Below are 26,017 nucleotides of genomic sequence, written 5' to 3' on the forward strand. Positions count from 1 at the left end.
TAAGTTAATTAATGGAATTGGTATAAAAAGGCCTCGTAGGTAAATACCTATGAGGCCTTTTTTGATCTTAACGGTAAACCGTTTATCTCACTCGGTGGCGTTATTGAACAACTTCACCAGATTCAATCACCGTCTTACGAACGACTTTGGTGAAATCGAGTGCTTCTTGGCGAATCTTATCTTCATCGACCGTTAGCATGTCGCGGTCTTGCATGATGATCTTACCGTCAACGATGGTGTGGCGAACGTTACCCGAGTTAGCTGAGTAAACTAATGCCGAGTATGGGTTGTAGACTGGAACCATGTTTGGCGCTTTCGTATCGATCACTATGATGTCGGCGAGTTTACCGGCTTCAAGAGAACCGATCTTATCTTCCATGTGTAGCGCTTTTGCTGCGCCCATTGTTGCCATGTCGATCACTTTGATCGGCGGCATTGCGGCACGATCTTTATTAACCAACTTGTGAACTTTAGCGACTTGGTTGAATTCATCAATGGTGCTCAGTGTGTTACCAGACATCGGGCCATCAGTACCTAAACCAATACGAACGTTTTCGTCATACATCTTAAGCGCAGGAGATACACCTTTTGCTGACTTGATGTTAGCACTCATGTTGTGAGCCACACCCATATCCGATTTTTTCACTAGCTCGATATCATGATCGTCAACGAGGATCATGTGTGCACCCACCAAGTTTTTGTTGAGTGCGCCAATGCTGTCCATGTATTGAACCGGTGATAGCCCATCTGAACGCTCGGCGATTTTCTCTTCTTCACGGTGTGATTCTGCTAGGTGAATCATTACTGGTACATCGAGCTCTAGAGAGAGCTTAGAGATCTTCTGTAGTATCTCTGTGGTGTTGGTGTAAGGCGCATGTGGTGCAAACGCGGGTGTGATACGCGGGTGGTCTTTGTATTCTTCAATGAAATTCAGCGCGTATTGGATGCCTTCTTCCGCGTTGGCAGCGTCCGCTACTGGGAACTTAATCACGGTTTCACCAAGAATGGCACGCATACCGATCTTATCGACAGTTTTCGCAACTTCATCTTCGAAGTAGTACATGTCGGCGTAAGTCGTGACACCGCCTTTTACCATTTCAACGTTACCGAGATTAGCGCCAATGCGTACCATGTCTCGCGATACCAGTTTCTTCTCTAGAGGGAAGATATAACGGTGAAGACGGTCAGGCACATCATCGGCCAACGAACGGAAAACCGTCATCGATACGTGAGTATGAGTATTGATAAGACCCGGCATCACGATATCGCCATCCACGTCTAACACTTGTTTCGCTTGGTACTGCTTCTCTAGTGAAGCATCACCAACGGCAATGATTTTGTTGTCTTTTACGACAACAGTACCGCTCTCATAAACCGTTTTGTCTTGGTTCATGGTTAGAACCATTGCATCGGTAATCATCAGGTCAGCTTTTTCCATTGCTGAACTCGCAAATGGAAATAGAGCGAGGCTTGCCATTGCTGAAGCCAATAGGGTGCGTTTTAGTTTCATATCAATACTCAGAACAGGAGTTGGTAAAGTGTCGGGATAATAGTGTATTTCATTCATGGCGCAAACGTTTGTTTTATCGTTTGCTTGAAATTTTGATGATAGTCCGTCTCTATGAAGCGATGTTTCACAAAGTGAAGATATGTATCAATCTTAGGTTATTTTAGGCTTTTCCAAAGCATATCTGTAGCTTACCCCTAGCATCAGATATACTAGGGGTATATACATTCCTTGCTTAAGCAGGCCCGCCTATGTCAAAAAACACACCAATGTCAGAAAACACGACAGCGACAACCACTGTTGATCCTTTTGCCGACCGAGAGTCGAAAAATTACGAAAACCCAGTACCAAGCCGAGAGTTCATTATTTCGTTTCTAACAGACGCGAATATCCCAATGAACCGTAACGATCTATTCGAAGCTTTGGGTTTGGCTGGAGAGGAACAATATGAAGGGCTGCGTCGTCGTTTACGTGCAATGGAACGTGATGGACAGCTTATCTTTACCCGTCGTCAGTGCTACGCATTGCCTGAGAAGATGGAATTGATTAAAGGCTATGTGATTGGTCATAAAGACGGTCATGGTTGGGTTCGCCCAGACGGCAGTGTGGGTAAAGACAATGATATCGTGTTGCCGCATCACCAGATGAAAACCATCATGCACGGTGATTACGTACTGGCTCAGCCTACTGACAACAGTAAACGTGGTCGTCGTGAAGGTCGTTTGGTTCGTGTTCTTGAAGAGCGCAAAACGCCACTTGTTGGTCGCTTCTTCCTAGAATATGGCCATTCTTACGTGGTTGCTGATGATTCTCGTATTAGTCACGACATCCAGATCCCTACTGAGCATAAAGGCGGTGCTCGAATGGGTAATGTGGTTGTGATTGAAATTACGGATCGTGGTGGTCGTTCTCGTAACATGATGGGTAAAGTGACCGAAGTTCTTGGTGAAAACATGGCTCCGGGTATGGAAACGCAGATCGCGATCCGTACTCACCAGATCCCACAAGAGTGGCCTGAAGCGGTAGATAAGCAAATCGTAAACCTCGGTGAGCATGTTCCTGAAGAAGCAAAAGAAGGACGTGTTGATCTACGCAAACTGCCATTGGTTACCATTGATGGTGAAGATGCGCGTGACTTCGATGATGCGGTTTACTGTGAAGCGAAGAAAGGCGGAGGCTGGCGCCTGTGGGTAGCGATTGCTGACGTAAGTTACTACGTTCGTCCAGATACCGCGCTAGACAAAGAAGCGATTAACCGTGGTAACTCGGTATACTTCCCGTCACAAGTTGTGCCAATGCTGCCAGAAGTCCTTTCTAATGGCCTATGTTCATTGAACCCTCAAGTCGACCGTTTATGTATGGTGTGTGAGATGACTATCTCAGACAAAGGTAAACTGTCGGGTTACAAGCACTACGAAGCGGTAATGAACTCTCATGCCCGTCTGACTTACAACAAAGTTGGCGCTATCTTAGATGGCAATGAAGAACTTCGTGAGCGTTACGAGCCTGAAGTACCACATCTTGAAGAGCTTCATAAGATGTACAAGGTACTTAAGAAAACGCGTGATGAGCGTGGTGCGATTGAGTTTGAAACGGTAGAAACTAAGTTTATCTTCAATGCGGATCGTAAGATTGACCGTATTGAACCCGTCATCCGTAACGATGCACACAAGATCATCGAAGAGTGTATGATTCTTGCGAATATCGCATCGGCGTCTTACGTAGAAAAAGCGAAAGAACCTGCACTGTACCGTGTTCACGATACTCCGGGAGAAGAGCGCTTAACGGGCTTTAAGAGCTTCCTTAGTGAGCTAGGTTTAACGCTGGAAGGTGGCCTGTCGCCATCACCAGTAGACTATGCACAACTGATGCAACAGATTAATGAGCGTGAAGATCGTGAGTTAATCCAAACCATGCTACTGCGCTCGATGAAGCAAGCGGTATACAACGCGGACAACGCAGGTCACTTTGGTCTAGCTCTTAAACGCTATGCTCACTTTACCTCGCCAATTCGTCGTTACCCAGATTTGCTATTGCACCGCGCGATTAAGTACCTTATTGCGAAAGAAGAAGGCCGTCAGAGTGAGCGTTGGACGCCAACCGGTGGTTACCACTACACTTTCGATGATATGGACTTCTACGGCGAGCAGTGTTCAATGACTGAGCGTCGTGCTGATGATGCTACGCGTGAAGTGAACGACTGGCTGAAGTGTGAGTACATGCAAGATCATGTCGGCGAAGTGATGGATGGCGTAATTGCTAACGTGACTGGCTTCGGCTTCTTTGTGCGTCTTACTGAACTGCACATCGATGGCTTGGTACATATCTCAGCGCTAGCGAATGATTACTACCAATTTGATGCTGTTGGTCAGCGTTTAGTCGGTGAAAGCTCAGGTAACATCTACCGCTTAGGTGATTCGGTTAAAGTGAAGGTTTCTGCGGTTAATCTAGAAACTCGCCAAATCGACTTTGATTTAGAAGACACCGATCGTCAGCCTCGTGGTAAAGGTAAAACAGCCAAGAAACGTGCAGCTGAAGCGATGAAAAAGGCGAAAAGCAAGAAGCGTTCAGCGGTGAAGAGTAATAAGCCGGGTGTACCTGCGACGCCTTTAGTTGAACCGACTAAGCGACCAGACGGTAGCTCTGAAAGTTCAGCTAAGAAGTCAGCGAATAAAACCGGTGCAGCGAAGGCGCGAGCTAAGAAAAAGCGTACCGCAAGCCGTAAGCCAAAGGCTGATAAGTCTTAAGTTTATAAGCCTTAAGGTTAATAAGTCTTAAGCTTAATAAGGCGCTTTGCTAATTAGGTTTAGCACAGCGCTAGTTTAATGTGACATGGCTTTAACGCGAGATGACTTTAACGCGAAAAGATTTTAATGCGAGAGTATCAGGCGCAAGACGCATACTCTCGAAATAAACAACACAGGGGTGGGTGCATCGGGTTTGATGTCATTCATCTCTGAGCAATAAGAGTAACCAGAGACAATGAGTAACGAATTTATTTACGGTATTCACGCGGTGAAAGCCGTACTAGAAAAAGATCCAGCGCGCTTTATTGAAGCGTACGTGCTTAAAGGTCGTCAAGACGATCGTCTTCTGCCATTACTGAATCAACTGCAGCAATTTGGTGTGTCGATTCAACAAATGGGCCGTAAGCCGCTTGATGAAAAAGCACAGGGTGCAAATCACCAAGGTCTTATTGCTAAGGTGAAGCCTGCTAAGCAGCTTAATGAAACTCACCTAGACGATATCCTAGCGCAGCACGAACAGCCTCTGCTGTTGGTTCTAGATGGCGTAACAGACCCTCATAACCTAGGTGCTTGTCTACGTAACGCGGATGCTGCGGGTGTAGCGGCTGTTATCGTACCTAAAGATCGCTCTTCGCCGCTAACGGCAACCGTAAGCAAGGTTGCTTGTGGCGCCGCTGAAACCGTTCCTCTAGTACGCGTAACTAACCTAGCTCGTACAATGCGTGCACTGCAAGAGCAGGGTGTATGGTTCGTGGGTACCGCAGGTGAAGCAACGCATGATATCTATCAAGCGAAGCTAACGGGTCCTCTTGCCGTTGTTATGGGCGCAGAAGGTGACGGCATGCGTCGTCTAACGCGTGAAACCTGTGATGACCTAATTAAGATCCCAATGTCCGGCAGCGTGTCGAGCCTCAACGTTTCTGTAGCATCAGGCATCTGTCTGTTCGAAGCGGTACGTCAGCGCCTAGCTCAATAGCGTTAAGCTGATTCAAAAGGCAAAACGACTCTAAGTCTATGAATTTATTAACGCTCACCACTTGTTGGTGGGCGTTTCTTTTTAGGGTGTAGAGTGACAAATTGACAGAATCACAGATGGCTAGATGGCGAAAGAAAAACTGTTTCATTATTAGCCAAATACCGCTTGCCAATACCGGGTTCTTTCTATAATATTTGCCGTCCTTAAAACTCGGTCATTTTTCTTTAGTTCCTTGCTTCCCTTGGACGACCGAGCCTTTCGTGGAAGCTAATAATCCGTAAGGAGCAACCAAATGCGTCATTATGAAATCGTATTCATGGTTCACCCTGATCAAAGCGAGCAAGTTGCTGGCATGATCGAGCGTTACACTGGTTCAATCACTGAAGCTGGCGGTACTATCCACCGTCTAGAAGACTGGGGCCGCCGTCAAATGGCTTACCCAATCAACAAACTTCACAAAGCTCACTACGTTCTTATGAACGTTGAAGCTGGCCAAGAAGTGATGGACGAGCTAGAAACTGCTTTCCGTTTTAACGATGCAGTTCTACGTAACATGATCATGCGCACTAAAGGCGCTGTGACTGAGCAATCTATCATGCTTAAGCAAAAAGAAGAGCGTGCAGAGCGTGCTCCTCGTCGTGATGACCGTGAAGAACGTGCACCACGTCGTGAAGAAGAAGCTAAGCCAGAAGCTGCTGCTGAGTAATTCTTTTTTGGCCTTTTAGGTCATTAAATTTTATTCAACTCGTTTAGGTATTTTCACTACAAGCATTTGCTTACGCTTATTTATAAGCCTGTGTTAATACCGCATTATTAAATTTAGATCAGGAGATAGCCCATGGCTCGTTTCTTCCGTCGTCGTAAATTCTGCCGTTTTACTGCAGAAGGCGTACAAGAGATTGACTACAAAGACGTAGCAACTCTAAAAAACTACATCACTGAAGCTGGTAAAATTGTACCTAGCCGTATCACTGGTACAAGTGCTAAATACCAACGTCAGCTAGCTCGCGCTATCAAGCGTTCTCGTTACCTAGCTCTACTACCGTACACTGACAAGCATCAGTAATCGGTAATAGTTAACAATAGTTTAAGAGGACTAAGATAATGCAAGTTATTCTACTTGATAAAATCGGTAACCTAGGTGGCCTTGGCGACCAAGTAAACGTTAAATCTGGTTACGCTCGTAACTTCCTTATCCCACAGGGTAAAGTAGTTATGGCAACTAAAGACAACGTTGCTATGTTCGAAACTCGCCGTGCTGAACTAGAAGCTAAAGTTGCTGAGCAACTAGCTGCTGCAGAAGCTCGCGCAGAGACAGTTAACACTCTAGAAGGCGTTACAATCGCTTCTAAAGCTGGTGACGAAGGCAAACTATTCGGTTCTATCGGTACTCGTGACATCGCAGATGCTATTACAGCAGCTGGTGTTGCAGTAGTTAAGAGCGAAGTACGCCTACCTGAAGGCGCTCTACGTAACATCGGCGAATTCGAAGTAAGCATCCAACTTCACTCTGAAGTTTTTGCTACTGCGAAAATCGCTATCGTTGCAGCTGAGTAATTTCAGTACCAAGACGAATTCTTTCTTTTGAAAGTTTTAAACACCAGCTTCGGCTGGTGTTTTTTTATGTCTGAAATATAGGAAAATATAGCGAAGGGGTTATGGTAAGTAAAAAGCTTACAGTGATCCAAAAGCTGTTATTGCTGAACAGGCTGTTCTCAAGGCTAGAAGTGGCCTTAAGATTAGAATTGCTCTTGAGACTAGAACTGCTCTTGAGATTAGAATAGTTCTTGAGACTGGAATTGCTCTTGAAACTAGAGCTGATCTTGAGATTAGAACTGCTCTTGAGACTAGAACTACTCTTGAGATTAGAACTGAAAGAGCAGGTTAATCGACAGCACAGAGTCTTCTTTGCTTAATCCGTGAGGCACTTTATCGTGGTATTGACGAGAGTGAGCAATCTTCAGTGCGATATTGTCAGTAATATCGTTGATCGCTTCTAATTCAGTATCAAATTTCAGGTTACTGTGGCCAGATACTAACGTCACATCAGCCTTGAGCTGCAAATTCTTCAACACCTGCCATGATGTATTCACATTGCCACGGAAAATCGCCTCTTCAACAATCTCTGGGAAGATGATGTCATCGTCGTCCAATTCATCGAGATTAGGTTCTTGGTAACGAAAACCCGGTCCGACTTCGACTTCCAACACAAACTCTTCAGTGTTCGAGAACTGATAACCCAAACCACTAGAGATTGTGTAGTCTTTAAAGTAAGCACTGTATCGTGAATCGACACCTTTGAAGCTGCCGTAAAGGTAGGTTTTAGGGCTTAACTTGTAGTCACTCTGAGCCGAGTAAGTCGATTGCCTTTTATCTTCTTCACCGTCTTTGTAGAGGTTGTAGTATTTCCATTCGCCACTGGTTCTATGACGGCCAGCCGTATACTCACCGTTTAGGCGGGCATTTAGCGATCGTGAATCAGAATTACCAGTATGCGACTGATACCCAAATTCGACTTCCGTCTTGAGTGGGTTCGGCAGTTCTGTGTCACTCGTATCACTTGGTGCGATATCCATATCTTTTTCAGGTGTCGGTGCAACGACGATCGGCTCAACAGTAGGTTCTGAAACTACTATAGAGTCGAGGATTGCATCGACAGAGGCTTTAGCATCATCATCAGCTAAGGCCAACGGAGAGCTCAGAAGGCTGGTGCTTAGAAGACCAGAGCTTAGAAGACCAGTGCTCAGAGCCAATAATTTGGACACGCATACCTCTAGTTATACAGTGAGTGAATGGCAGGATCGTAATGCTACCCTTGGTTAATTCCGTCAGCAATAGGTAAATTCTTCCTGAAGAATAAAACAAACGCTTAGGAACGGATTACAAATGAGTGTTCTTGGGTATAATGAACGATCATTATTAGTTATTGAGTGTAGTCATAGTGGATACCAAAAGTCAGAAATCAGCCAACGATCAGGTGGACGCCATCAAAGTCCCACCACATTCATTAGAAGCTGAGCAATCTGTTATTGGCGGTTTGTTATTGGATAACGAACGCTGGGATACAGTTGCTGAAAAGGTTGTGGCCAAAGACTTTTATAGCCGTCCTCACCGTCTGATCTTTGAAGCGGTAAAGGATATCCTTGAAGAAAGTTCTCCTCTGGACCTGATTACACTCTCTGAACATTTAGAGCTTCGTGAGCAGCTAGAAGACGTAGGTGGCTTTGCTTACCTTGCTGACTTAGCCAAAAACACCCCAAGTGCCGCTAACATTAATGCGTATGCAGATATCGTGGCACAGCGAGCACTGGTTCGTAGCTTGATCGGTGTGGCGAATGAGATCGCGGATTCTGGTTATGACCCTCAAGGTCGTACATCGGAAGAGCTGGTTGATCTTGCTGAAAGTAAAGTCTTCGCGATTGCAGAAGGCCGAGCAAGTGAAAACGAAGGCCCACAAAACGTTGATAGCATTCTCGAGAAGACGCTAGAACGTATCGAAATCTTATATAAATCGCCACAAGATGGTGTGACAGGTGTCGATACTGGCTTTAACGACCTCAACAAGAAGACAGCAGGCCTACAGGGTTCTGACTTAATCATTGTTGCAGCGCGTCCATCGATGGGTAAAACCACCTTCGCGATGAACTTGTGTGAAAACGCGGCGATGAAGCAAGATAAGCCGGTGTTAATCTTCTCTCTAGAGATGCCAGCTGAACAGCTGATGATGCGTATGTTAGCGTCACTTTCTCGTGTCGACCAAACCAAGATTCGTACCGGTCAATTAGACGATGAAGATTGGGCACGTATTTCGTCGAGTATGGGTATTCTGATGGATAAGAAGAATATGTATATCGATGATAGCTCGGGCTTAACACCAACAGAGGTGCGTTCGCGTGCTCGACGTATTGCTCGTGAGCATGATGGTATCTCTATGATCATGATAGATTACCTTCAATTAATGCGTGTTCCTTCATTATCAGATAACCGTACTCTTGAAATTGCCGAGATTTCTCGCTCATTGAAAGCGTTGGCGAAAGAGTTGAACGTTCCGGTTGTCGCACTTTCTCAGCTTAACCGTTCCCTAGAGCAACGTGCTGATAAACGCCCAGTTAACTCGGACTTGCGTGAATCAGGTTCTATCGAGCAAGATGCCGATTTGATCATGTTTATCTATCGTGATGAGGTTTATAACCCGGATAGTTCACTGAAAGGCATCGCAGAGATCATCCTTGGTAAGCAACGTAACGGTCCTATCGGTTCCGTTCGTTTGACATTCCAAGGTCAACACTCCCGATTTGATAACTATGCAGGCCCTGCATTTGATGATGAGTAATCGCTAATGACTTACATGAAAGCAGCGACGGCAAGCATTGACTTAAACGCGCTCGAACATAACTTGAACCAGATAAAGTCGAAGGCTCCTCAGTGCAAGGTCATGTCGGTTGTGAAAGCCAATGGCTACGGGCACGGCTTACTGCATATCGCCAAGCACTCTAAAAACTCAGATGCTTTTGGTGTGGCGCGTATTGAAGAAGCCTTACAACTCCGTGCTGGTGGTATTGTTAAACCCATTTTGTTGCTGGAAGGGTTTTACTCTTCGGGTGATTTACCCATCCTGGTGACCAATAACATTCAAACCGTGGTGCATTGTGAAGAGCAATTAAGCGCGCTAGAGAATGCAGATTTGGAAACCCCTGTTGTGGTATGGCTTAAAGTCGACAGTGGCATGCACCGATTAGGTGTTCGTCCTGAGCAATACCAAAACTTTGTTGAGCGTTTGCATCAATGTGCGAATGTTGCCAAACCTCTACGTTACATGAGCCACTTCGGTTGTGCTGATGAACTTGATAGAGCGACCACCGTTGAACAGACTGAGCTTTTCTTATCTCTCACTGACGGTTGTGAAGGTGAGCGTTCACTTGCTGCCTCTGCAGGTCTATTGGCTTGGCCTAACAGCCACCTTGATTGGGTTCGTCCGGGAATCATCTCTTACGGTGTTTCGCCTTTTGCTGATAAATCGGCACAAGAACTTGGCTTTAAGCCTGTGATGACTCTGACCTCACATCTGATTGCGGTTCGTGATGTGAAAGCGGGTGAAAGCGTAGGTTATGGCGCTAACTGGACCAGTGAACGTGATACTAAGGTTGGCGTGATCGCGATTGGTTACGGTGATGGTTATCCACGCATGGCTCCTAACGGCACTCCAGTGTTCGTTAATGGACGAAAAGTACCGATCGCAGGACGTGTGTCAATGGACATGCTAACGGTTGACCTTGGCCCTGATGCTGCAGATAAAGTCGGTGATGAAGCGACATTATGGGGTAAAGATTTACCTTCAGAAGAAGTGGCAGAACATATCGGCACTATCGCGTACGAGCTAGTCACTAAGCTGACTTCGCGTGTTGCGATGGAGTATGTGAAGTAGCTATGGATCTTGTAAACTAAATGATGCTCAAGCGAACTACTCGACACTGGCTAACGTCAGCTATGGCATTGCTCGGTGTCAGTTTTTCTTCTTCTGTCTTGAGCGAAGAAAAAGATTCAGCCTTTGTCCCTTTCTATTTTAGTACTGAAACTTTGGGCAATACCTTTGGGGTTGCGGGTGTCGCAAAGGGCGTTTGGCAACCTCAAGCCGCTCTGTTTGGTATGGCACTCTATTCAGACAAAGACAGTTATGTCGGTTTTCTATCGGCCTTTAACTACGCTTTGTCTGAGAATGTTTTATTCAGTACTCAGATGTACCAAGCGCGCTTCAACGACAATCCTTATTACATTGGCTCTCAAGGCGACAACGATTCATCTATTGATGATAAAACCATTGCCGATGGCTTAGAGCAAAACTATCAGTTTGAATTCAAGTATTTGCTACCTTGGGGCAATGTTGCAGAACATGGCTTGTTAGGGGCTTTTCAGCCAATCAAAGATGTGAGCTTTGCTTCGCCCGTCGAGTCGGGTGTCAGCTCGATTATCTTCACGCCTTTTTATACGGCACGTGAGCTAGAAGGTTTAAACAACACGGAAGAGGCGACAGGCTTTAGTCTGGCATTGGATTGGGATAACCGTGATAGCACACGTAACCCAACCACGGGCTCTCATACTAATCTTGAATTCACGACCGGCGCAGAAAGCTGGTCTAACGATGATTTATGGTTGAAGTGGACGTTCCAAAACAGTCAGTACTTCGCATTAGGCCCTTTAGGTGACCTGTTCGACCAACAAGTCGTGGCACTCGATTTCTATACTGCTGATACACCAACCTGGGATAACTGCTCTGGGCAAGATTGTGCTCGTCCACCGGAAACGGAACAAGCTCGATTGGGTGGCTTGTATCGATTACGAGGCTATACCGGAGGTCGCTACCACGGACGTTCTGCGGTTCATTACTCTGCTGAGTACCGAGTGATTCCTGACTGGCAACCTTTGGGTGATATCCCACTGATTAACTACTACGATTTGCCTTGGTGGCAATGGGTCGCGTTTGCCGAAGTCGGGCGCGTTGCGGATGAGTACGATATAAAAACACTGCACTCGGATATGAAATGGAGCCTAGGCGGCGCGGTTCGTTTCCAAGTTGAGGGTATTGTTGTTCGTGCTGAGTTAGCTCGAGGTGGTGATGAAGGGACCTTTAGGGTCATGATAAACCAGCCTTTCTAATCTGGTTTTACTAACTCGAATATCTCATATTTTAAAAGGGTGGCACATAACTGTGTCACCCTTTTTTGTTTTCTATCAGCATGTTTTTAATAATGTTTTATAGCTGGTTACTTAAGATTATTCACCTTGAATGGTCGCAATAACCGTACGGCTTCCACCACAATCTCGGTGCTCTCCTAAGTAAATGCCCTGCCATGTTCCCAAAGCTAAACGACCATTAGTGATAGGTATTGTCACACTGGTGCCAAGTGTCGATGCTTTAATGTGGGCTGGCATGTCATCATCGCCTTCATAGGTGTGTCTGTAGTAGGGTGCTCGCTCAGGTACAAACTTATTAAAGTGTGATTCCATATCGGTACGGACGGTAGGATCAGCGTTCTCGTTTAGCGTGAGGCTGGCAGAGGTATGTTGGATAAAAAGATGTAATAAACCAACAGATAGAGAATTGATATCGTGTATCTGTTGTTCAATTTCATCAGTAATGAGATGAAATCCACGCTTTCGTGCATTTAGGTGTATAGTCTTCTGAATCCACATACGCCATCCTTTATAATGTATTTGGAAAAAAAGTGGTTTAACGCTATCTTTTGAACTTGAATTTATCAGGTATCGCTCACATTTAATTATGTTAGAGCTAGAGTCTGTACCGATTCTTGTATCAGGAAATCGAATCCTGATTTATCTCAAGGTACAGCTCTTCATATGCGGCATAATACGTCGTGAAAAAAAATTACAAAGAATCTTTCAGTGGTGACGCGGTTTGGTCATCACAGAAAAATATAAACTTTCGCCTAATCGGGGGTTCTATTCATCACCCAGGTGACGTTTAGAATAAAACCTACAGTAACATCGGGATAGATACCATGTTGAAAAATATCAACCCAACGCAAACACAAGCGTGGAAAGCTCTAACTGCACATTTTGAGTCTGCTCAAGATATGGATATGAAAGAGCTGTTTGCTCAAGATGCAAAGCGTTTCGAGAGCTTTTCTACTCGTTTCGGTTCTGACATCTTAGTGGATTACTCTAAGAACCTTATCGATGCTGAAACGATGCAGCACCTATTTGCTCTTGCGAACGAGACTGAAGTTAAGTCTGCAATCGAAGCAATGTTCGGCGGTGATGCAATCAACAAGACTGAAGGTCGTTCAGTACTTCACACTGCTCTACGTAACCGTAGCGACAACCCAGTAATGGTTGATGGCAAAGACGTAATGCCAGCAGTGAACGCAGTACTAGCAAAAATGGAACTGTTCACGCACCGCATCGTTTCTGGTGAGTGGAAAGGTTACACAGGTAAAGAGATCACTGATGTAGTTAACATCGGTATCGGCGGTTCGGACCTTGGTCCATACATGGTGACTGAAGCACTTACGCCATACAAAACTCGCCTGAACATGCACTTTGTTTCTAACGTAGATGGCACTCACATTGTTGAGACACTTAAGCCTCTTAACCCAGAAACAACGTTGTTCCTAGTAGCATCTAAGACATTTACGACTCAAGAAACAATGACGAATGCACACTCTGCTCGTGATTGGTTCCTAGCTGAAGCAGGTGATGACGCACACGTAGCTAAGCACTTCGCAGCGCTATCAACTAACGCAACTTCAGTTGCTGAGTTTGGTATTGATACTGACAACATGTTCGAATTCTGGGACTGGGTTGGTGGTCGTTACTCACTATGGTCTGCAATCGGCCTTTCTATCTCTCTTTCTATCGGCTTCGATAACTTCGCTGAGCTACTAGACGGCGCACACGAGATGGATAACCACTTTGCTTCAACTGAGTTTGAAAGCAACATTCCAGTGATCCTTGCTCTTATTGGTGTTTGGTACAACAACTTCCACGGCGCTGAGTCAGAAGCGATTCTACCTTACGATCAGTACATGCACCGTTTTGCTGCTTACTTCCAGCAAGGTAACATGGAATCAAACGGTAAGTTTGTTGACCGTGAAGGCAACCCAGTAGAATACCAAACAGGTCCTATCATCTGGGGTGAACCTGGTACTAACGGCCAACACGCTTTCTACCAACTGATTCACCAAGGCACTAAGCTGATCCCATCAGACTTTATTGCCCCTGCTATCAGCCACAACCCAGCATCTGATCACCACCAGAAGCTAATGTCTAACTTCTTTGCTCAAACTGAAGCGCTAGCATTCGGTAAGACAAAAGAGACAGTGGAAGCTGAATTCCTAGCGGCTGGCAAAACAGCTGAAGAAGTGGCTGAGCTTGTACCTTTCAAAGTATTTGAAGGTAACCGTCCAACGAACTCTATTCTTGTTAAGCAAATCAACCCTCGCTCTTTAGGTAACCTAATCGCGATGTACGAGCACAAGATCTTTGTTCAAGGCGTTATCTGGAACATCTTCAGCTTCGACCAATGGGGTGTAGAACTTGGTAAGCAACTAGCAAACCAAATTCTTCCAGAGCTTGCTGACGATGCTCAAGTAACATCTCACGACAGCTCAACTAACGGTCTAATCAACGCATTTAAAGCGCTGAAAGCTTAAGACTGTTTAAGTAGCACCAAGTAATAACTGTAAACGCCAACCTTTCGGTTGGCGTTTTTTATGTCCGTTGATTCTACGGCAATAAAAAAGGCTGACGTATGTACGTCAGCCTTTCGTTTTTTTATTTACTCGATTGTCTCTATTCGAAACAGATCTCGATGAAGGCGTTACCCCATTGAGATGTGAAAGGCATGATGATAATAGCACCTTCACACTTATGACGAATGGTGTGGCCTTTACCTGAAACGACGATTGGCGTTGCCATGTCGAAATCAAAGCCGCTTTCTGCAAGAATACGTTTTGCACCACCAGTCACCATATTAGTGATTTCACCCACCATATCGGTCACTTCTTCGTTCAAGCCATTTGGTCGTTCACCCAACATGTTTTCCATGATTTCTAGGGCAAGACCTTCATCAAAAGTGATCGACATTGAGCCACGAGATTGTGTGCCAACCATACCAATTAGGCCGGATACATCACCACGAGCGATCTCATCTTTCTTAACTCTTGGTTTTTGTGGCTTTAATTCTAGAGAAGCCATCGTTTTTAATACGTTCATCAAAGAAGCTAAAAACGGGTTTACAAATTCAGCGCGCATAATGTTCTTCTATAATCTTATTCTTTCATATCGGAGGAGCAAGTTTGGCAAATGCCATGCGACTCAATGACTTGATTAGTCAATTTAAAGCCATGCTTCTCAGCGTTACTAGCGAGTAGAGTGACAAGCGCATCGTCTTGTAATTCTACCACAGTGCCACATTTATCGCAGATCAGTAGTTGGGAGAAATGTTTATTGGCATTGCAAGAACAGCAGCATATAAAGCTATTGGTTGATTCAACTCGGTGAATGAAACCTTGTTCCAACAAGAAATCCAAAGCGCGATATACTGTCGGAGGCTTGGCTTGTGGTTCACTGACTTTCAATTGCTCTAACAATTCATAAGCACTAGAGGCTTTTTTATTAGAGAAAATGAGCTCAAACACTCGCTTTCTCTGAGGTGTTAATCTAACGCCTCGAGATGCGCATATCCCTTCAACTTGCTCTATTAATGTGTGGTCCAAATTTTTCACCATTCAATCGGACATCCCTATTCAAACCCTATTTCTAGGTTACTACGTTTTGGGAGCCAATGATTTCTATTAAAGTCAGGTACAGAGCGTATTGTGACCCACGACTTTGAATAAGACAAGGTAACTCAAAATGACAGTGTGACTCAAGGCATAACTGATTAATGAGGCTGAATTAGAGATCTGGTGAATATGTTTATAAAAAAATGTGCAATAAGGTGCTTTTAATAAAAAGTTCTCAATCGACATTAGCTTGTCATCGACTAAGAAAGGTTTAGCGTTACTTGGCGCGGGAGCTGCTTTGGTCGCTGGCCACCCTGAACTTATCACCGCGAGTGTATCGGCAGATGGTGTTCAATTCGGTGGCATTATTGGCGCGAGTGCTCCAATAGTATTTGGCCTATGGGAAACCCTGCGCAATGAGTTCAAGTAATGGCAGAGTACCAAACAATAATTGTTGCCGTTGTTAGTGCCTTGTCTAGCGGGGTGGGTGTCGGCGTAACCCTTAAAACCGATGTTAAGTGGTTACGCCTGATGATGGAAAAGATGGACGAACGTTTGACTAGGTTAGAAAATCATAACTCACAATAATAAAGCCGCTTTACTTTCTGTGCATAGTTACGTCAGAGGGTAATGCTTCATCATTGCTACGGGGGAAAATAATGAGACTATTTTTGTCCACATATCCAAAGCATTCAATGCTTCTATCTTGCTGGTCAAAAAATAGGTTTTGACTCGTTCGACCCAAAGGTTTCTTTGAAAAAACACCAGTAAATGTAGCATTGTGAATGCTTCCGGTAACCTCACATTGGAATTTTTGACCTAGGAGCTCGAGGGCGGTTTCCCATTCAACATTTAATATGTTGCCACTTTCAATTTTTATCTCTATAGACTTGTTCAAGACCCAAGTACCGACCAACTCAGAAAGCTTACCTTGATAATATTTATCGGTGTACTTTCTAATGTTAACTTGCTGTTTTGTAGAGTTAGAGAGTAGCTCTTCCCATTTCTTCTTTTCTTCTTTTCTCTTTTCTTCAATTCTCGATTTTAGATCGAAGATATTTGTATGAGTATTTTCTAGCTTTAAAGCTTTATCTGCTATTTCTTCTGCTTCATCGATAAATCCGGCGTTTAAGAGTGAGTAACCTTGATTGGACATTGCCAGCGTGTTCTCTTTTTGTGCGGCTAAACGATAGTTCTCAACAGACTTAATTGTTAATCCTGCTTCGCTTGTTGCTACTCCCAAGTTATTGAGAGCCAGAGCGTTATTTGGGGATACTTTCGTTAACAGGTTATAGTTGCAGATAGCAAGTTCGGGAGCTTTATTGTTACTCGCACTATATGCGGCATTGAACATCCCGTCTAAATTCTCGGGGGTATATTCAACAGCCTTATCTAAACAAAATGTAGCATGTAGAACATTTCCAAGTTTCTCTTCTATAGCAGATAAGCTCACAAACAAAACGCTGATATTTTTGGAGGCATTTGTTGAAGTCAGCGTATCCAGTAGTACTTTCTTAGCCGGGTCTAGTTGATTGTTGTTTTTATATGCTAGTGCTAACTCTACAACTACTTTTACCTTGAAAGACTCCGATTCGAACTTATTTAGTGCTTTTGTCCAAAGAGCTATCTCTTTTTCAAATTGTTCAGTTTCACTGAGAGCCCAAGATAGCCAGATTAAACAATAGAATCGATGATCTTCATCTTTATCTTCATCTTCAATTTTATCTGTCAGTTGCTCCAATAGAAGCAAAGAATTGCTGACATTCCCTCTTCTATACATCAAGTATTGGAAAACACATTTACTTTTGAATAGCTTCTTTGGATCTTTTTCTTCAACTTTGTACATCTCGAATATTGCTTCGGCTTTAGTTAAGTCATCAATATCAAGGGCTTGATTAACAGCTGGGAACCAATCTTTTTCATCAGGTTTTACATGAATAGTGGTTTCTTCCGGAACGTCTTGGGAACTGTCGGTTTGTTCTATGGCTTTGCTCTCGTTAGTTGAAGTTATACTAGGAGCAGCCGCCTGTACGCCAACTTTTGAGTTACCGTTTGAAAGGTCAAAACCTGTGAGGCGAGTCAATAAATCTGAAAACCCTTTCCTGTACACCACGATAATTACGAGGATGACAATCCAAATCATGTTGTCAGAAATAAAGTTAGTAAATATGAGTAAATTATCTGTGTCCTGGTCACTAACTTCGCTCATGAATAGGTATCCCTTTGATTGATATTTGCATATTGATTGAATTCTAACAGAAATCTAAATTCAACTAGATGCTTAGTGCGCATAGTTCTAACTATTTCGCATTGTTTATTTGAGACCTTTTGAGTGCAATTTATGAGGAAACAATTGAGTGTAAACCTGCCACAAAATATTCAAGTTTCTATGCCCAGTGACCTGGGCTACTTCTTCAATCGAGTACCCTTTCTCAAACAACCGACTTGCCCCTTCTCTTCGTAGGCCGTGATACCTGAAATCCTCAATACCCAATTCATTTCTTACTTGCTGCAAACCTGCACTAACACTTCGTGAGTTGTACGGGAAAATAAGTTCGTCTTTGTTCCTGAATGTTTTCGATTCCCTGTGTATAATCGCCCAATTATTTTTGACTACAATGTCCACTGTGAAGCGTGATTCACCGCTTTGAAGTGTTCTTTTTTTAATGCTAAATGATGCCTTCGTTTCACCTCATCAATACGTGATTTAGGCGTGCTGAGTGGGTGAGCTTGCGGCTGAACTGGCGAGTTTCTGTATATATATGCAGTGTATAGATTTTGAGTAACGCTTTATGAAACCTGACAATACCAGTAAATACGCGGCTAACCGCTTATCCGTTGCACCCATGTTGGATTGGACTGACCGCCACTGTCGTTACTTTCACCGTTTGCTTTCTCAGCAGACGCTTCTGTACACAGAAATGATAACAACAGGCGCGATCTTACATGGTAAGGGCGACTTTCTAGAATATAACGAGCAAGAACATCCCCTTGCACTTCAACTCGGCGGTTCAAACCCGGTTGATTTGGCGGCGTGTGCCAAGCTTGCTGGTGAGCGTGGCTATGATGAAATCAACCTTAATGTCGGTTGTCCTTCAGACCGAGTTCAGAATGGTCGCTTTGGTGCTTGCCTAATGGCTGAGCCTGAGCTGGTGGCAGATTGTGTGTCGGCGATGAGAGAAGTCACAGATATTCCAATTACCGTGAAAACGCGTATTGGTATCGACGACCAAGACTCTTATGAGTTCTTAACTAAGTTTGTTTCGACGGTTTCTGAAAAAGGCGGCTGTGAACAATTTACTATTCACGCTCGTAAAGCATGGTTGAGTGGTCTTAGCCCGAAAGAGAACCGAGAGATTCCACCGCTAGATTACGATCGTGCATACCAAATCAAGAAAGATTTCTCTGATCTTGTGATTGCCGTGAATGGTGGCGTTACTACTCTTGAGCAAACTAAAGAGCACTTGCAACACCTTGATGGTGTGATGATTGGTCGTGAGGCTTACCATAGCCCGTTTATCTTGGCTGAAGTCGATCAGCAGATCTTTGGTTTAGACACGCCAATCAAGAAGCGCTCACAAGTGGTTGAAGAAATGTATCCGTACATTGAGCGTGAGCTTTCAAATGGTGCAAGCTTAGGACACATCTCTCGTCATATGCTTGGTTTGTTCCAAAGTATGCCGGGCGCAAGACAATGGCGTCGTTACATCAGTGAAAACGCACATAAGAAAGGTGCAGGTATCGAAGTGATGCAGACAGCATTGGCTAAGATCCCTAAAGAGCTAAACGTATAACCTCCCTCGAGGTGAAAAGTTCGAGCTTAAAAGCCCAAGCTAAAAACTTAAGCTTAAAAACCAAGCTTATAAACCTAAGCTTAAAAACTTAAGGCTAAATTCGCCACTAGAGGCTAAATTTGCCATTGATAGTTTCTTTAAAAGCCACGCATTTAGATGTGTGGCTTTTTATTTGCCTGATAAGTAAGGGTTTTATTGGTTTTACTAACTTGGTATGGAAGCTGCAATGTTACAAAGTAGGAAAGATAGGTCATTAACTCATTAGGGAGATCATTATGTTTGAATTAATCTTTGTTCTTATTTTCGTCGCAACTCTACTTGTCACTGGTATCACGTTTATGACGGTATTGGCTGCAACCGGAATCGCGTTAGCAGTTATGTTGGTCTTGGGTATGATGGGGGTTGTGTTTAAGTTGCTGCCTTGGCTAATTGTGATTGCATTGGGTATCTGGTTTTTCAAAAACTTTGTACACAGTTCTAACCAAAGACGTTACTAAGGTCATGGTGTCGTCAAATCTTTGATCGTCAGCGGTTTATCGTTTGAGAATTTAAGATGTGTGATAGAATTTTCCCCAATAATCTATGAATGTGCATACAATTAGCACAACGATATGGAATTGGAGCTATCTCAAATGAATAAAATGCCATTAATTGCTTTAGTGGGAATGCTATCTTTAAGCTCGGCAGTGTCTGCTGAAGAAGAGTTTTCTTACACGGCTAAAGTCGGTGCCGATATGTGGTGGGGAAGTACAAAGCTAAACGAAGTTAGACAAGATGATGATTCTAACTCTCCTTCGTTGTATTTCGCATTTGAGCATAATGCCCCGATGCTACCAAACGCTAGCTTTCGCTATACTTCTGTTGATGCAGATTCATTGGCTTTCGATAAGTACGACTACACCTTCTATTACACGTTGTTAGATCACAAGCTGATGAACTTCGATGCGGGTGTGACGTTTACTCAGTATTCAAACTCGAATTACGTCGAACCGAAAACGGGTGGCGCTCAAACAAGCTTTGATGAATTCACTTGGAGCTTCTACGGCAACGCAGAGATCAACGTTCCTGACACCAATTTCGATATCATCGGTACGATGGAGTTCGGTGATAGCAGTGGTATTAAGAGCACGGATTTGATGGCGGGTGTTCAGTACCGAATCCCTGTAGCAGAAACTGAGATAGCACTGCGTGGTGGTTACCGCGTGATCGACCTTGATTCGGAAGAGTTCTTCTCTTCAGAGGTTGGCAAAGAGTTTGTCATGGTTGATGGCTGGTTTGCTGGCGCTGAAGTGCGCTTCTAGGCCATATAAAGCAAATTTAGAACGAATTTTGAGAACGCCACTTTATTAAGTGGCGTTTTTTTATATCTATTGGTTATATCCTTCTGGAATTAGTTAGCACATTCATCACTTTCGACCATCCTTTATACAGAGAGCTAATTAGCGTCTATTCTTATAAGGTCTATGTTGTGAGGTCAAAGCAAGGGATGGAATATGACACTCAATGAATTACGAAATTTATATAGAGAAAATTTGTTAGTTGAAGCGATCATAGAGCCCTCAATTCAAGAAGGGTCTTGGGTTGTGGAGTTTCGCCATATGGGAGGTGGCTTTGTTCTGCTTACTGATGTTCATGGTGAAGAGTGCCATTACGCGGATTTAGACCTAGCATCTAAATCGGCAATGGCGGTTGGCTTTCAGCAAGTGCGTATTGAAAACCAGTAAGTCAATTTACGTTTCAATCGGTTTTTACTTCCAAAAAGTTATAAAACATACTTTTCTATTCTTTCTTGTTATTAAAAGGAGTGGTTAATCTATCGTCACGCAATGATTAGGGATGTCGTGACCATGTCTTTAAATAAGAAAGAGTCTTCACAAAATAATAATGCACAGTCTGGGGCTAATGAGCTACCTGGGCTAGCAGCACCACTTAATGACCAACAATTGGGTCATCTTCAACACACTGTTTCTGAGTTATCTTCACAACAACTGGCATGGGTCAGTGGTTACCTTTGGGGAGTGAGCCAAGCTCAGCCTGTCGGTGCAGCTGCGCCAATCGCTCAAGCGGCTGCTGCAGTAGCGGCTAAGCCAGCGGGTAAGCTCAGCATTATCTTCGCATCTCAAACAGGTAATGCTAAAGGCGTTGCTGAATCGCTTGAGGCAGAAGCTAAAGCCTTGGGTATTGCTGTCGAGCTTTTCGATGCAAGTGATTATAAAGGTAAGAACCTAGCCAAAGAGACACACGTCATTTTTGTGGCTTCAACCAATGGCGAGGGCGAAGCCCCTGATAACGCTATTGAGTTGCATGAATTCCTACAATCGAAGAAAGCGCCAAAATTATCAAACCTACAATACGGTGTGATTGGTTTAGGTGACTCAAGCTATGAGTTCTTCTGCCAAACAGCTAAAGACTTCGATAACTTCCTCGCTAAGCTTGGTGCTAAATCGTTTGTCGACCGTCTTGATTGTGATGTTGATTACGAAGAATCAGCAACGGAATGGCGCGCTAAAGCATTAGAGCAAGTAAAAGAGACGCTATCGACAGGTACTGAAGCCGATGTGGTTCAATTACCAGTCGGTCAAGCGGCTGCCGGTCATTCGCAATACACCAAACAAAACCCATACACCGCGACACTATTGACGAGCCAAAAGATCACCGGTCGTGATTCGGGCAAAGATGTTCGTCATATCGAGATTGATCTTGATGAGTCGGGGATTACTTACCAACCGGGTGATGCGCTAGGCGTATGGTTTGAAAACAGTTCAGAACTCGCAAATCAGATCCTTTCTAAGGTTGGGTTGTCTGGTATCGAAAGTGTTGATGTCGATGGTGACAACTTATCTATCCACAGCGCACTCGTCAGTAAATTCGAGATTACATCTTCAAACCCTCAACTTGTGACTAAGTTTGCTGAGCTATCGGGCAGCAAGAAGTTAATCAAGCTGGTGGAAGATAAAGACAAGCTTCGTGAATACGCGGGTAATACTCAAGTTGTCGATGTTTTAGCTGAGAAGAAAACTAAGCTATCGGCTGATGAATTGATTGGTCTACTACGTAAGCTGACACCGCGTCTCTATTCTATTGCATCAAGCCAAGCAGAAGTAGATGAAGAAGTTCACTTGACGGTTGGTTTGGTTGAATACCAAAAAGGCGAAGAGTCTCGTTTAGGTGGCGCTTCAAGTTTCTTAGCTCAACGCCTTGAAGAAGGTGGTGAAGTGAAGGTGTTTGTAGAGAACAACAATAACTTCAAACTGCCGCAAGACGACAAAACACCAATCATCATGGTTGGCCCGGGTACCGGTATCGCACCGTTCCGCAGTTTTGTTCAAGAGCGTGAAAACAATGATGCTGAAGGCAAAAGCTGGCTGTTCTTTGGTGACCGAACTTTCACTCAAGATTTCTTATATCAAGTTGAATGGCAGAAGTACCTTAAGTCTGGTGCGCTAACCAAGCTTGATGTTGCCTTTAGTCGCGACCAAAAAGAAAAGGTTTATGTTCAAGATCGCTTAATCGAACAAGCTGCTCAGGTTTGGCAATGGCTTCAAGAGGGCGCGTACCTCTATGTATGTGGCGATGCGACTCGAATGGCGAAAGATGTTCATGAAGCGTTAGTTACAATTGCGGAAAAACATGGCAATCAGAGCCGCGAGCAAGCTGAACAATATATTAATGATTTACGTAAAGCGAAACGTTACCAAAGGGATGTGTACTAATGAGCAAGCAAGTAATAGAGCAAGAAGTGCTAGGTCAAGTACTGGGACCTTTGGCTGATAACGAACGTCTGAAGCGTGAAAGTAAAAATCTTCGCGGTACGATTGAACAAGATCTCCAAGATAGAATTACGGGTGGCTTTACTGCTGATAACTTTCAGTTGATCCGCTTTCACGGTATGTATCAGCAAGATGACCGTGATATTCGTAACGAACGTACCAAGCAAAAGTTAGAACCTTTACATAATGTCATGCTGCGTGCGCGTATGCCTGGCGGGATCATCACTCCGAAGCAGTGGCTCGCGATTGATAAATTCGCAGATGAGAGCACCTCTTATGGTTCTATCCGTCTCACAACTCGTCAAACTTTCCAGTTTCACGGTGTGTTGAAGCCGAACATTAAGTTAATGCACCAAACACTAAACAGTATTGGTATTGATTCCATTGCAACGGCGGGTGACGTAAACCGAAATGTTTTGTGTACGACAAACCCGGTTGAGTCTGAGCTCCATCAAGAAGCCTACGAGTGGGCGAAAAAGATCAGTGAACATCTATTACCTAAGACTCGTGCTTATGCAGAAATCTGGTTAGATGGTGAAAAGCTAGCAACAACGGATGAAGAACCTATCTTAGGTAGTAACTACTTACCACGTAAGTTCAAGACGACGGTTGTAATTCCTCCGCAAAATGACGTAGATGTTCATGCTAACGATCTTAACTTCATCGCGATTGCTAAAGACGGAAAGCTGGTGGGCTTTAACGTATTAGTGGGCGGTGGTCTTGCAATGACGCACGGCGATACTTCTACTTATGCACGTAAAGCTGACGATTTCGGTTTTGTGCCATTAGATAAAACGTTAGATGTAGCAGCGGCGGTGGTAACAACTCAGCGTGATTGGGGTAACCGTTCGAACCGTAAGAACGCAAAAACCAAATACACACTAGACCGTGTTGGTATTGATGTATTCAAAGCAGAAGTAGAAAAACGTGCAGGCGTTGAGTTTTCTGAAAGTCGTCCTTATGAGTTTACTGGCCGTGGCGATCGTATCGGTTGGGCGGAAGGCATTGATGGTAAGCACCACTTAGCATTATTCATCGAAAATGGTCGTTTACTTGATTTCCCAGGAAAAGCGCTGAAAACAGGTGTTGCTGAAATAGCGAAGATCCACAAAGGTGACTTCCGCATGACAGCGAACCAAAACCTAATTGTTGCAGGTGTACCTAAGAGCCAAAAGGCAAAAATTGAAAAGCTGGCACGTCAATACGGTCTGATGGATGATGCCGTTTCCGAGCAGCGTAAAAACTCTATGGCGTGTGTGGCATTCCCAACATGTCCTTTAGCAATGGCAGAAGCAGAGCGTTTTCTTCCTGAGTTTGTAACGGATGTTGAAGACATTCTGAAGAAACACGGATTACCAGAAGAAGATAACATCATCCTTCGCATCACGGGTTGTCCAAACGGCTGTGGTCGTGCAATGTTGGCTGAGTTGGGTTTAGTCGGTAAGGCGCCGGGGCGTTACAACATGCACTTAGGTGGCAACAAAGCCGGAACTCGTATCCCTAAGATGTATAAAGAGAACATCACTTCTGCTCAGATCTTAGAAGAGATTGATTCGCTGGTGGGACGTTGGGCTACGGAACGTAACGACAAAGAAGGGTTCGGTGATTTTACAATCCGAGCTGGCATCATCGAAGAGGTGATCATTTCAAAGAGGGATCTGCATGCATAATTCTGTCGCTTCAAAACTGAAGTTAGCAGAGCTACTCACATTGACTAAGACGGAGCAAATACTTCGTCTTGGACAAATCAATGCTGAGTTAGAGCAGCTAACCGCATTAGAAAGAGTTAAGTGGGCTTTAGACAATTTAGAAGGGACACATGTTGTGTCTTCTAGTTTCGGAATCCAAGCGGCGTTGATGCTGCACTTAGTGACTCAAGCAAAACCCGATATTCCAGTTATTCTTACGGACACTGGGTATCTATTCCCGGAAACGTATCGATTTATCGATGAGTTAAGTCAGAAGTTGACTCTAAACCTTCAAGTCTTTCGTTCTCAGCAGAGCCCTAATTGGCAAGAAGCGCAATATGGCAAACTTTGGGATCAAGGTATAGAAGGGATAGAGAAGTACAACAAGCTTAATAAAGTTGAACCGATGAGAAGAGCGCTGGATGAACTAGAGGCTGGCACTTGGTTTTCTGGGTTGAGAAGAGAGCAATCTCGTTCGCGTGCAAACTTGCCTATCTTATCTATCCAAAATGGTGTGTTTAAGTTCTTGCCAGTAATTGATTGGACAAATAAAGATGTTCATTATTACTTAGAAGAGCATGGTCTCAGTTACCACCCACTTCGCGAGCAGGGGTACCTTTCTGTTGGAGATACTCATACTACTAAGAAATGGGAACCGGGTATGACTGAAGAAGAAACCCGTTTTAATGGTCTAAAACGAGAATGTGGTCTCCATGAAGACGATGGAGAGCAATATGGCTCTGGGATTTAGACTCATTGCCATTTAAAAAGCTGCCATAAGGCAGCTTTTTTGTTTTCTAGGATGAAAATTAGAGCAATTGTGGATAAGTCTGTGGTTATTCTGTAGGTACTTTGTAGTTAAACTTGCATAAATAAGGCTTTGAGTGTTTATTCGTCATCTAACCGTTATTTTTACATTTTTCTTTAATAAACACTTGCCAATGTGAGGAACATCTCTATAATGCCGCCTCACTGACACGGTAGACGCCACAAGGCTTCAGCGAAGAATGTTAGTAAGGCAACTAGCTTTAAGCGATTATTCGCTCCTACTTTTAAAAAGTAGAAATTAATTCCCAATAAGTGTTTGACACTGAGAATTAAAACGCTAGAATGGCCGTCCACTTAGAGAGGCTCCTTACTTAAAAGGAACGCTCAATAAGTGAAGCTCTTTAACAATTTAAACCTATCAATCTGTGTGGGCACTCGTTGATGAATATCAAAACGTTATTACTTAGGTAGTAACCGTTACTTCGGTAACAAACTTGATTTCAATGAACTGAGTGACCAATAC

General features: G+C 44.0%; 25 protein-coding genes. 18 read left to right on the forward strand and 7 right to left on the reverse strand.

Going from position 1 to position 26,017, the window contains the following annotated elements:
• Positions 1–100 precede the first annotated feature (100 nt).
• On the reverse strand, positions 101–1,510 hold the full coding sequence (locus AACT19_RS06315) for an amidohydrolase (RefSeq protein WP_029224282.1): 1,410 nt from the start codon (positions 1,508–1,510) through the stop codon (positions 101–103).
• Positions 1,511–1,758: 248 nt separating this feature from the next.
• Between AACT19_RS06315 and rnr the strand changes: the two genes are divergently transcribed.
• The 5 genes from rnr (at position 1,759) to rplI (ending at position 6,787) form a co-directional block, all read left to right on the forward strand.
• Complete coding sequence (rnr, locus tag AACT19_RS06320) at positions 1,759–4,254, forward strand: ribonuclease R (RefSeq protein ID WP_076645752.1); 2,496 nt, start codon at positions 1,759–1,761, stop codon at positions 4,252–4,254.
• Between the two features lie 235 nt (positions 4,255–4,489).
• Entirely contained in the window at positions 4,490–5,230 is a 741-nt protein-coding gene (gene rlmB / locus AACT19_RS06325; RefSeq protein WP_004735856.1) for a 23S rRNA (guanosine(2251)-2'-O)-methyltransferase RlmB, read from the forward strand.
• Positions 5,231–5,522: 292 nt separating this feature from the next.
• Positions 5,523–5,936 (forward strand): 30S ribosomal protein S6, encoded by a 414-nt coding sequence (gene rpsF, locus AACT19_RS06330; RefSeq protein ID WP_004735855.1) that lies wholly within the window; start codon positions 5,523–5,525, stop codon positions 5,934–5,936.
• Positions 5,937–6,068: 132 nt separating this feature from the next.
• On the forward strand, positions 6,069–6,296 hold the full coding sequence (gene rpsR / locus AACT19_RS06335) for a 30S ribosomal protein S18 (RefSeq protein ID WP_000090472.1): 228 nt from the start codon (positions 6,069–6,071) through the stop codon (positions 6,294–6,296).
• A 38-nt stretch (positions 6,297–6,334) separates the two neighbouring features.
• The gene (gene rplI / locus AACT19_RS06340) at positions 6,335–6,787 is read left to right on the forward strand and encodes a 50S ribosomal protein L9 (protein WP_004735854.1); all 453 of its coding nucleotides are present in this window, start codon (positions 6,335–6,337) and stop codon (positions 6,785–6,787) included.
• Between the two features lie 308 nt (positions 6,788–7,095).
• Here rplI and AACT19_RS06345 read toward each other — a convergent pair whose 3' ends face one another.
• Positions 7,096–7,995: a DUF481 domain-containing protein gene (locus tag AACT19_RS06345; protein WP_029222163.1), complete on the reverse strand. Its 900-nt coding sequence runs from the start codon at positions 7,993–7,995 to the stop codon at positions 7,096–7,098.
• A 176-nt stretch (positions 7,996–8,171) separates the two neighbouring features.
• Between AACT19_RS06345 and AACT19_RS06350 the strand changes: the two genes are divergently transcribed.
• From AACT19_RS06350 to AACT19_RS06360, 3 genes are read left to right on the forward strand one after another with little or no spacing between them, the layout of a single operon-like run.
• The gene (locus AACT19_RS06350; RefSeq protein ID WP_004735852.1) at positions 8,172–9,563 is read left to right on the forward strand and encodes a replicative DNA helicase; all 1,392 of its coding nucleotides are present in this window, start codon (positions 8,172–8,174) and stop codon (positions 9,561–9,563) included.
• Between the two features lie 6 nt (positions 9,564–9,569).
• A complete protein-coding gene (gene alr, locus AACT19_RS06355) occupies positions 9,570–10,655 on the forward strand; it encodes an alanine racemase (protein ID WP_017080826.1) in 1,086 nt (361 codons plus the stop codon).
• A gap of 23 nt (positions 10,656–10,678) precedes the next feature.
• Complete coding sequence (locus tag AACT19_RS06360; protein WP_076645770.1) at positions 10,679–11,884, forward strand: BamA/TamA family outer membrane protein; 1,206 nt, start codon at positions 10,679–10,681, stop codon at positions 11,882–11,884.
• Between the two features lie 117 nt (positions 11,885–12,001).
• Here the strand turns inward: AACT19_RS06360 and AACT19_RS06365 are convergent, their stop codons facing one another.
• On the reverse strand, positions 12,002–12,421 hold the full coding sequence (locus tag AACT19_RS06365) for a secondary thiamine-phosphate synthase enzyme YjbQ (protein ID WP_076645754.1): 420 nt from the start codon (positions 12,419–12,421) through the stop codon (positions 12,002–12,004).
• Between the two features lie 326 nt (positions 12,422–12,747).
• Between AACT19_RS06365 and pgi the strand changes: the two genes are divergently transcribed.
• Entirely contained in the window at positions 12,748–14,400 is a 1,653-nt protein-coding gene (gene pgi, locus AACT19_RS06370) for a glucose-6-phosphate isomerase (protein ID WP_004735848.1), read from the forward strand.
• Between the two features lie 139 nt (positions 14,401–14,539).
• Here pgi and AACT19_RS06375 read toward each other — a convergent pair whose 3' ends face one another.
• Both AACT19_RS06375 and zur read right to left on the reverse strand, forming a co-directional pair.
• Positions 14,540–15,001: a chemotaxis protein CheX gene (locus AACT19_RS06375; protein WP_004735847.1), complete on the reverse strand. Its 462-nt coding sequence runs from the start codon at positions 14,999–15,001 to the stop codon at positions 14,540–14,542.
• Positions 15,002–15,018: 17 nt separating this feature from the next.
• The gene (zur, locus tag AACT19_RS06380; protein WP_004735846.1) at positions 15,019–15,477 is read right to left on the reverse strand and encodes a zinc uptake transcriptional repressor Zur; all 459 of its coding nucleotides are present in this window, start codon (positions 15,475–15,477) and stop codon (positions 15,019–15,021) included.
• Positions 15,478–15,724: 247 nt separating this feature from the next.
• On the opposite strand from zur, the gene AACT19_RS06385 reads away from it, so the two are divergent.
• Both AACT19_RS06385 and AACT19_RS06390 read left to right on the forward strand, forming a co-directional pair.
• Positions 15,725–15,904, forward strand: coding sequence for a hypothetical protein (locus AACT19_RS06385; protein ID WP_004735845.1), 180 nt, complete (start codon positions 15,725–15,727; stop codon positions 15,902–15,904).
• Positions 15,904–16,062, forward strand: coding sequence for a hypothetical protein (locus AACT19_RS06390; protein WP_165689839.1), 159 nt, complete (start codon positions 15,904–15,906; stop codon positions 16,060–16,062). Before AACT19_RS06385 ends, AACT19_RS06390 begins: the two co-directional genes overlap by 1 nt.
• Positions 16,063–16,072: 10 nt before the next feature.
• On the opposite strand, the gene AACT19_RS06395 is transcribed toward AACT19_RS06390, so the two are convergent.
• Together AACT19_RS06395 and AACT19_RS06400 are read right to left on the reverse strand one after the other, a co-directional pair.
• Complete coding sequence (locus tag AACT19_RS06395; protein WP_076645756.1) at positions 16,073–17,683, reverse strand: tetratricopeptide repeat protein; 1,611 nt, start codon at positions 17,681–17,683, stop codon at positions 16,073–16,075.
• 105 nt (positions 17,684–17,788) lie between these two features.
• Positions 17,789–18,100: a tyrosine-type recombinase/integrase gene (locus AACT19_RS06400; protein ID WP_076645758.1), complete on the reverse strand. Its 312-nt coding sequence runs from the start codon at positions 18,098–18,100 to the stop codon at positions 17,789–17,791.
• Positions 18,101–18,266: 166 nt separating this feature from the next.
• On the opposite strand from AACT19_RS06400, the gene dusA reads away from it, so the two are divergent.
• The 7 genes from dusA to AACT19_RS06435 all read left to right on the forward strand — a co-directional run bounded on the left by dusA (position 18,267) and on the right by AACT19_RS06435 (position 25,477).
• Positions 18,267–19,268 carry a tRNA dihydrouridine(20/20a) synthase DusA gene (dusA, locus tag AACT19_RS06405; RefSeq protein WP_076645760.1) on the forward strand — a complete coding sequence of 334 codons (1,002 nt, stop codon included), beginning with the start codon at positions 18,267–18,269 and terminating at the stop codon, positions 19,266–19,268.
• Positions 19,269–19,543: 275 nt separating this feature from the next.
• Complete coding sequence (gene pspG, locus AACT19_RS06410) at positions 19,544–19,765, forward strand: envelope stress response protein PspG (RefSeq protein WP_010434219.1); 222 nt, start codon at positions 19,544–19,546, stop codon at positions 19,763–19,765.
• A gap of 135 nt (positions 19,766–19,900) precedes the next feature.
• Positions 19,901–20,569 (forward strand): TIGR04219 family outer membrane beta-barrel protein, encoded by a 669-nt coding sequence (locus AACT19_RS06415; RefSeq protein WP_076645762.1) that lies wholly within the window; start codon positions 19,901–19,903, stop codon positions 20,567–20,569.
• Between the two features lie 192 nt (positions 20,570–20,761).
• Positions 20,762–20,992: a hypothetical protein gene (locus AACT19_RS06420; RefSeq protein ID WP_004735813.1), complete on the forward strand. Its 231-nt coding sequence runs from the start codon at positions 20,762–20,764 to the stop codon at positions 20,990–20,992.
• A gap of 123 nt (positions 20,993–21,115) precedes the next feature.
• The gene (locus AACT19_RS06425; protein WP_076645764.1) at positions 21,116–22,981 is read left to right on the forward strand and encodes an assimilatory sulfite reductase (NADPH) flavoprotein subunit; all 1,866 of its coding nucleotides are present in this window, start codon (positions 21,116–21,118) and stop codon (positions 22,979–22,981) included.
• A complete protein-coding gene (cysI, locus tag AACT19_RS06430) occupies positions 22,981–24,708 on the forward strand; it encodes an assimilatory sulfite reductase (NADPH) hemoprotein subunit (protein WP_076645766.1) in 1,728 nt (575 codons plus the stop codon). Before AACT19_RS06425 ends, cysI begins: the two co-directional genes overlap by 1 nt.
• Positions 24,701–25,477 (forward strand): phosphoadenylyl-sulfate reductase, encoded by a 777-nt coding sequence (locus AACT19_RS06435; RefSeq protein ID WP_076645768.1) that lies wholly within the window; start codon positions 24,701–24,703, stop codon positions 25,475–25,477. The genes cysI and AACT19_RS06435 overlap by 8 nt, the downstream gene beginning before the upstream one ends.
• Positions 25,478–26,017 lie beyond the last annotated feature (540 nt).

Origin of the sequence: Vibrio sp. 10N.222.47.A9 (genome assembly GCF_963872585.1) — a bacterium.
GTDB classification, from domain to species: Bacteria; Pseudomonadota; Gammaproteobacteria; order Enterobacterales; family Vibrionaceae; genus Vibrio; species Vibrio splendidus.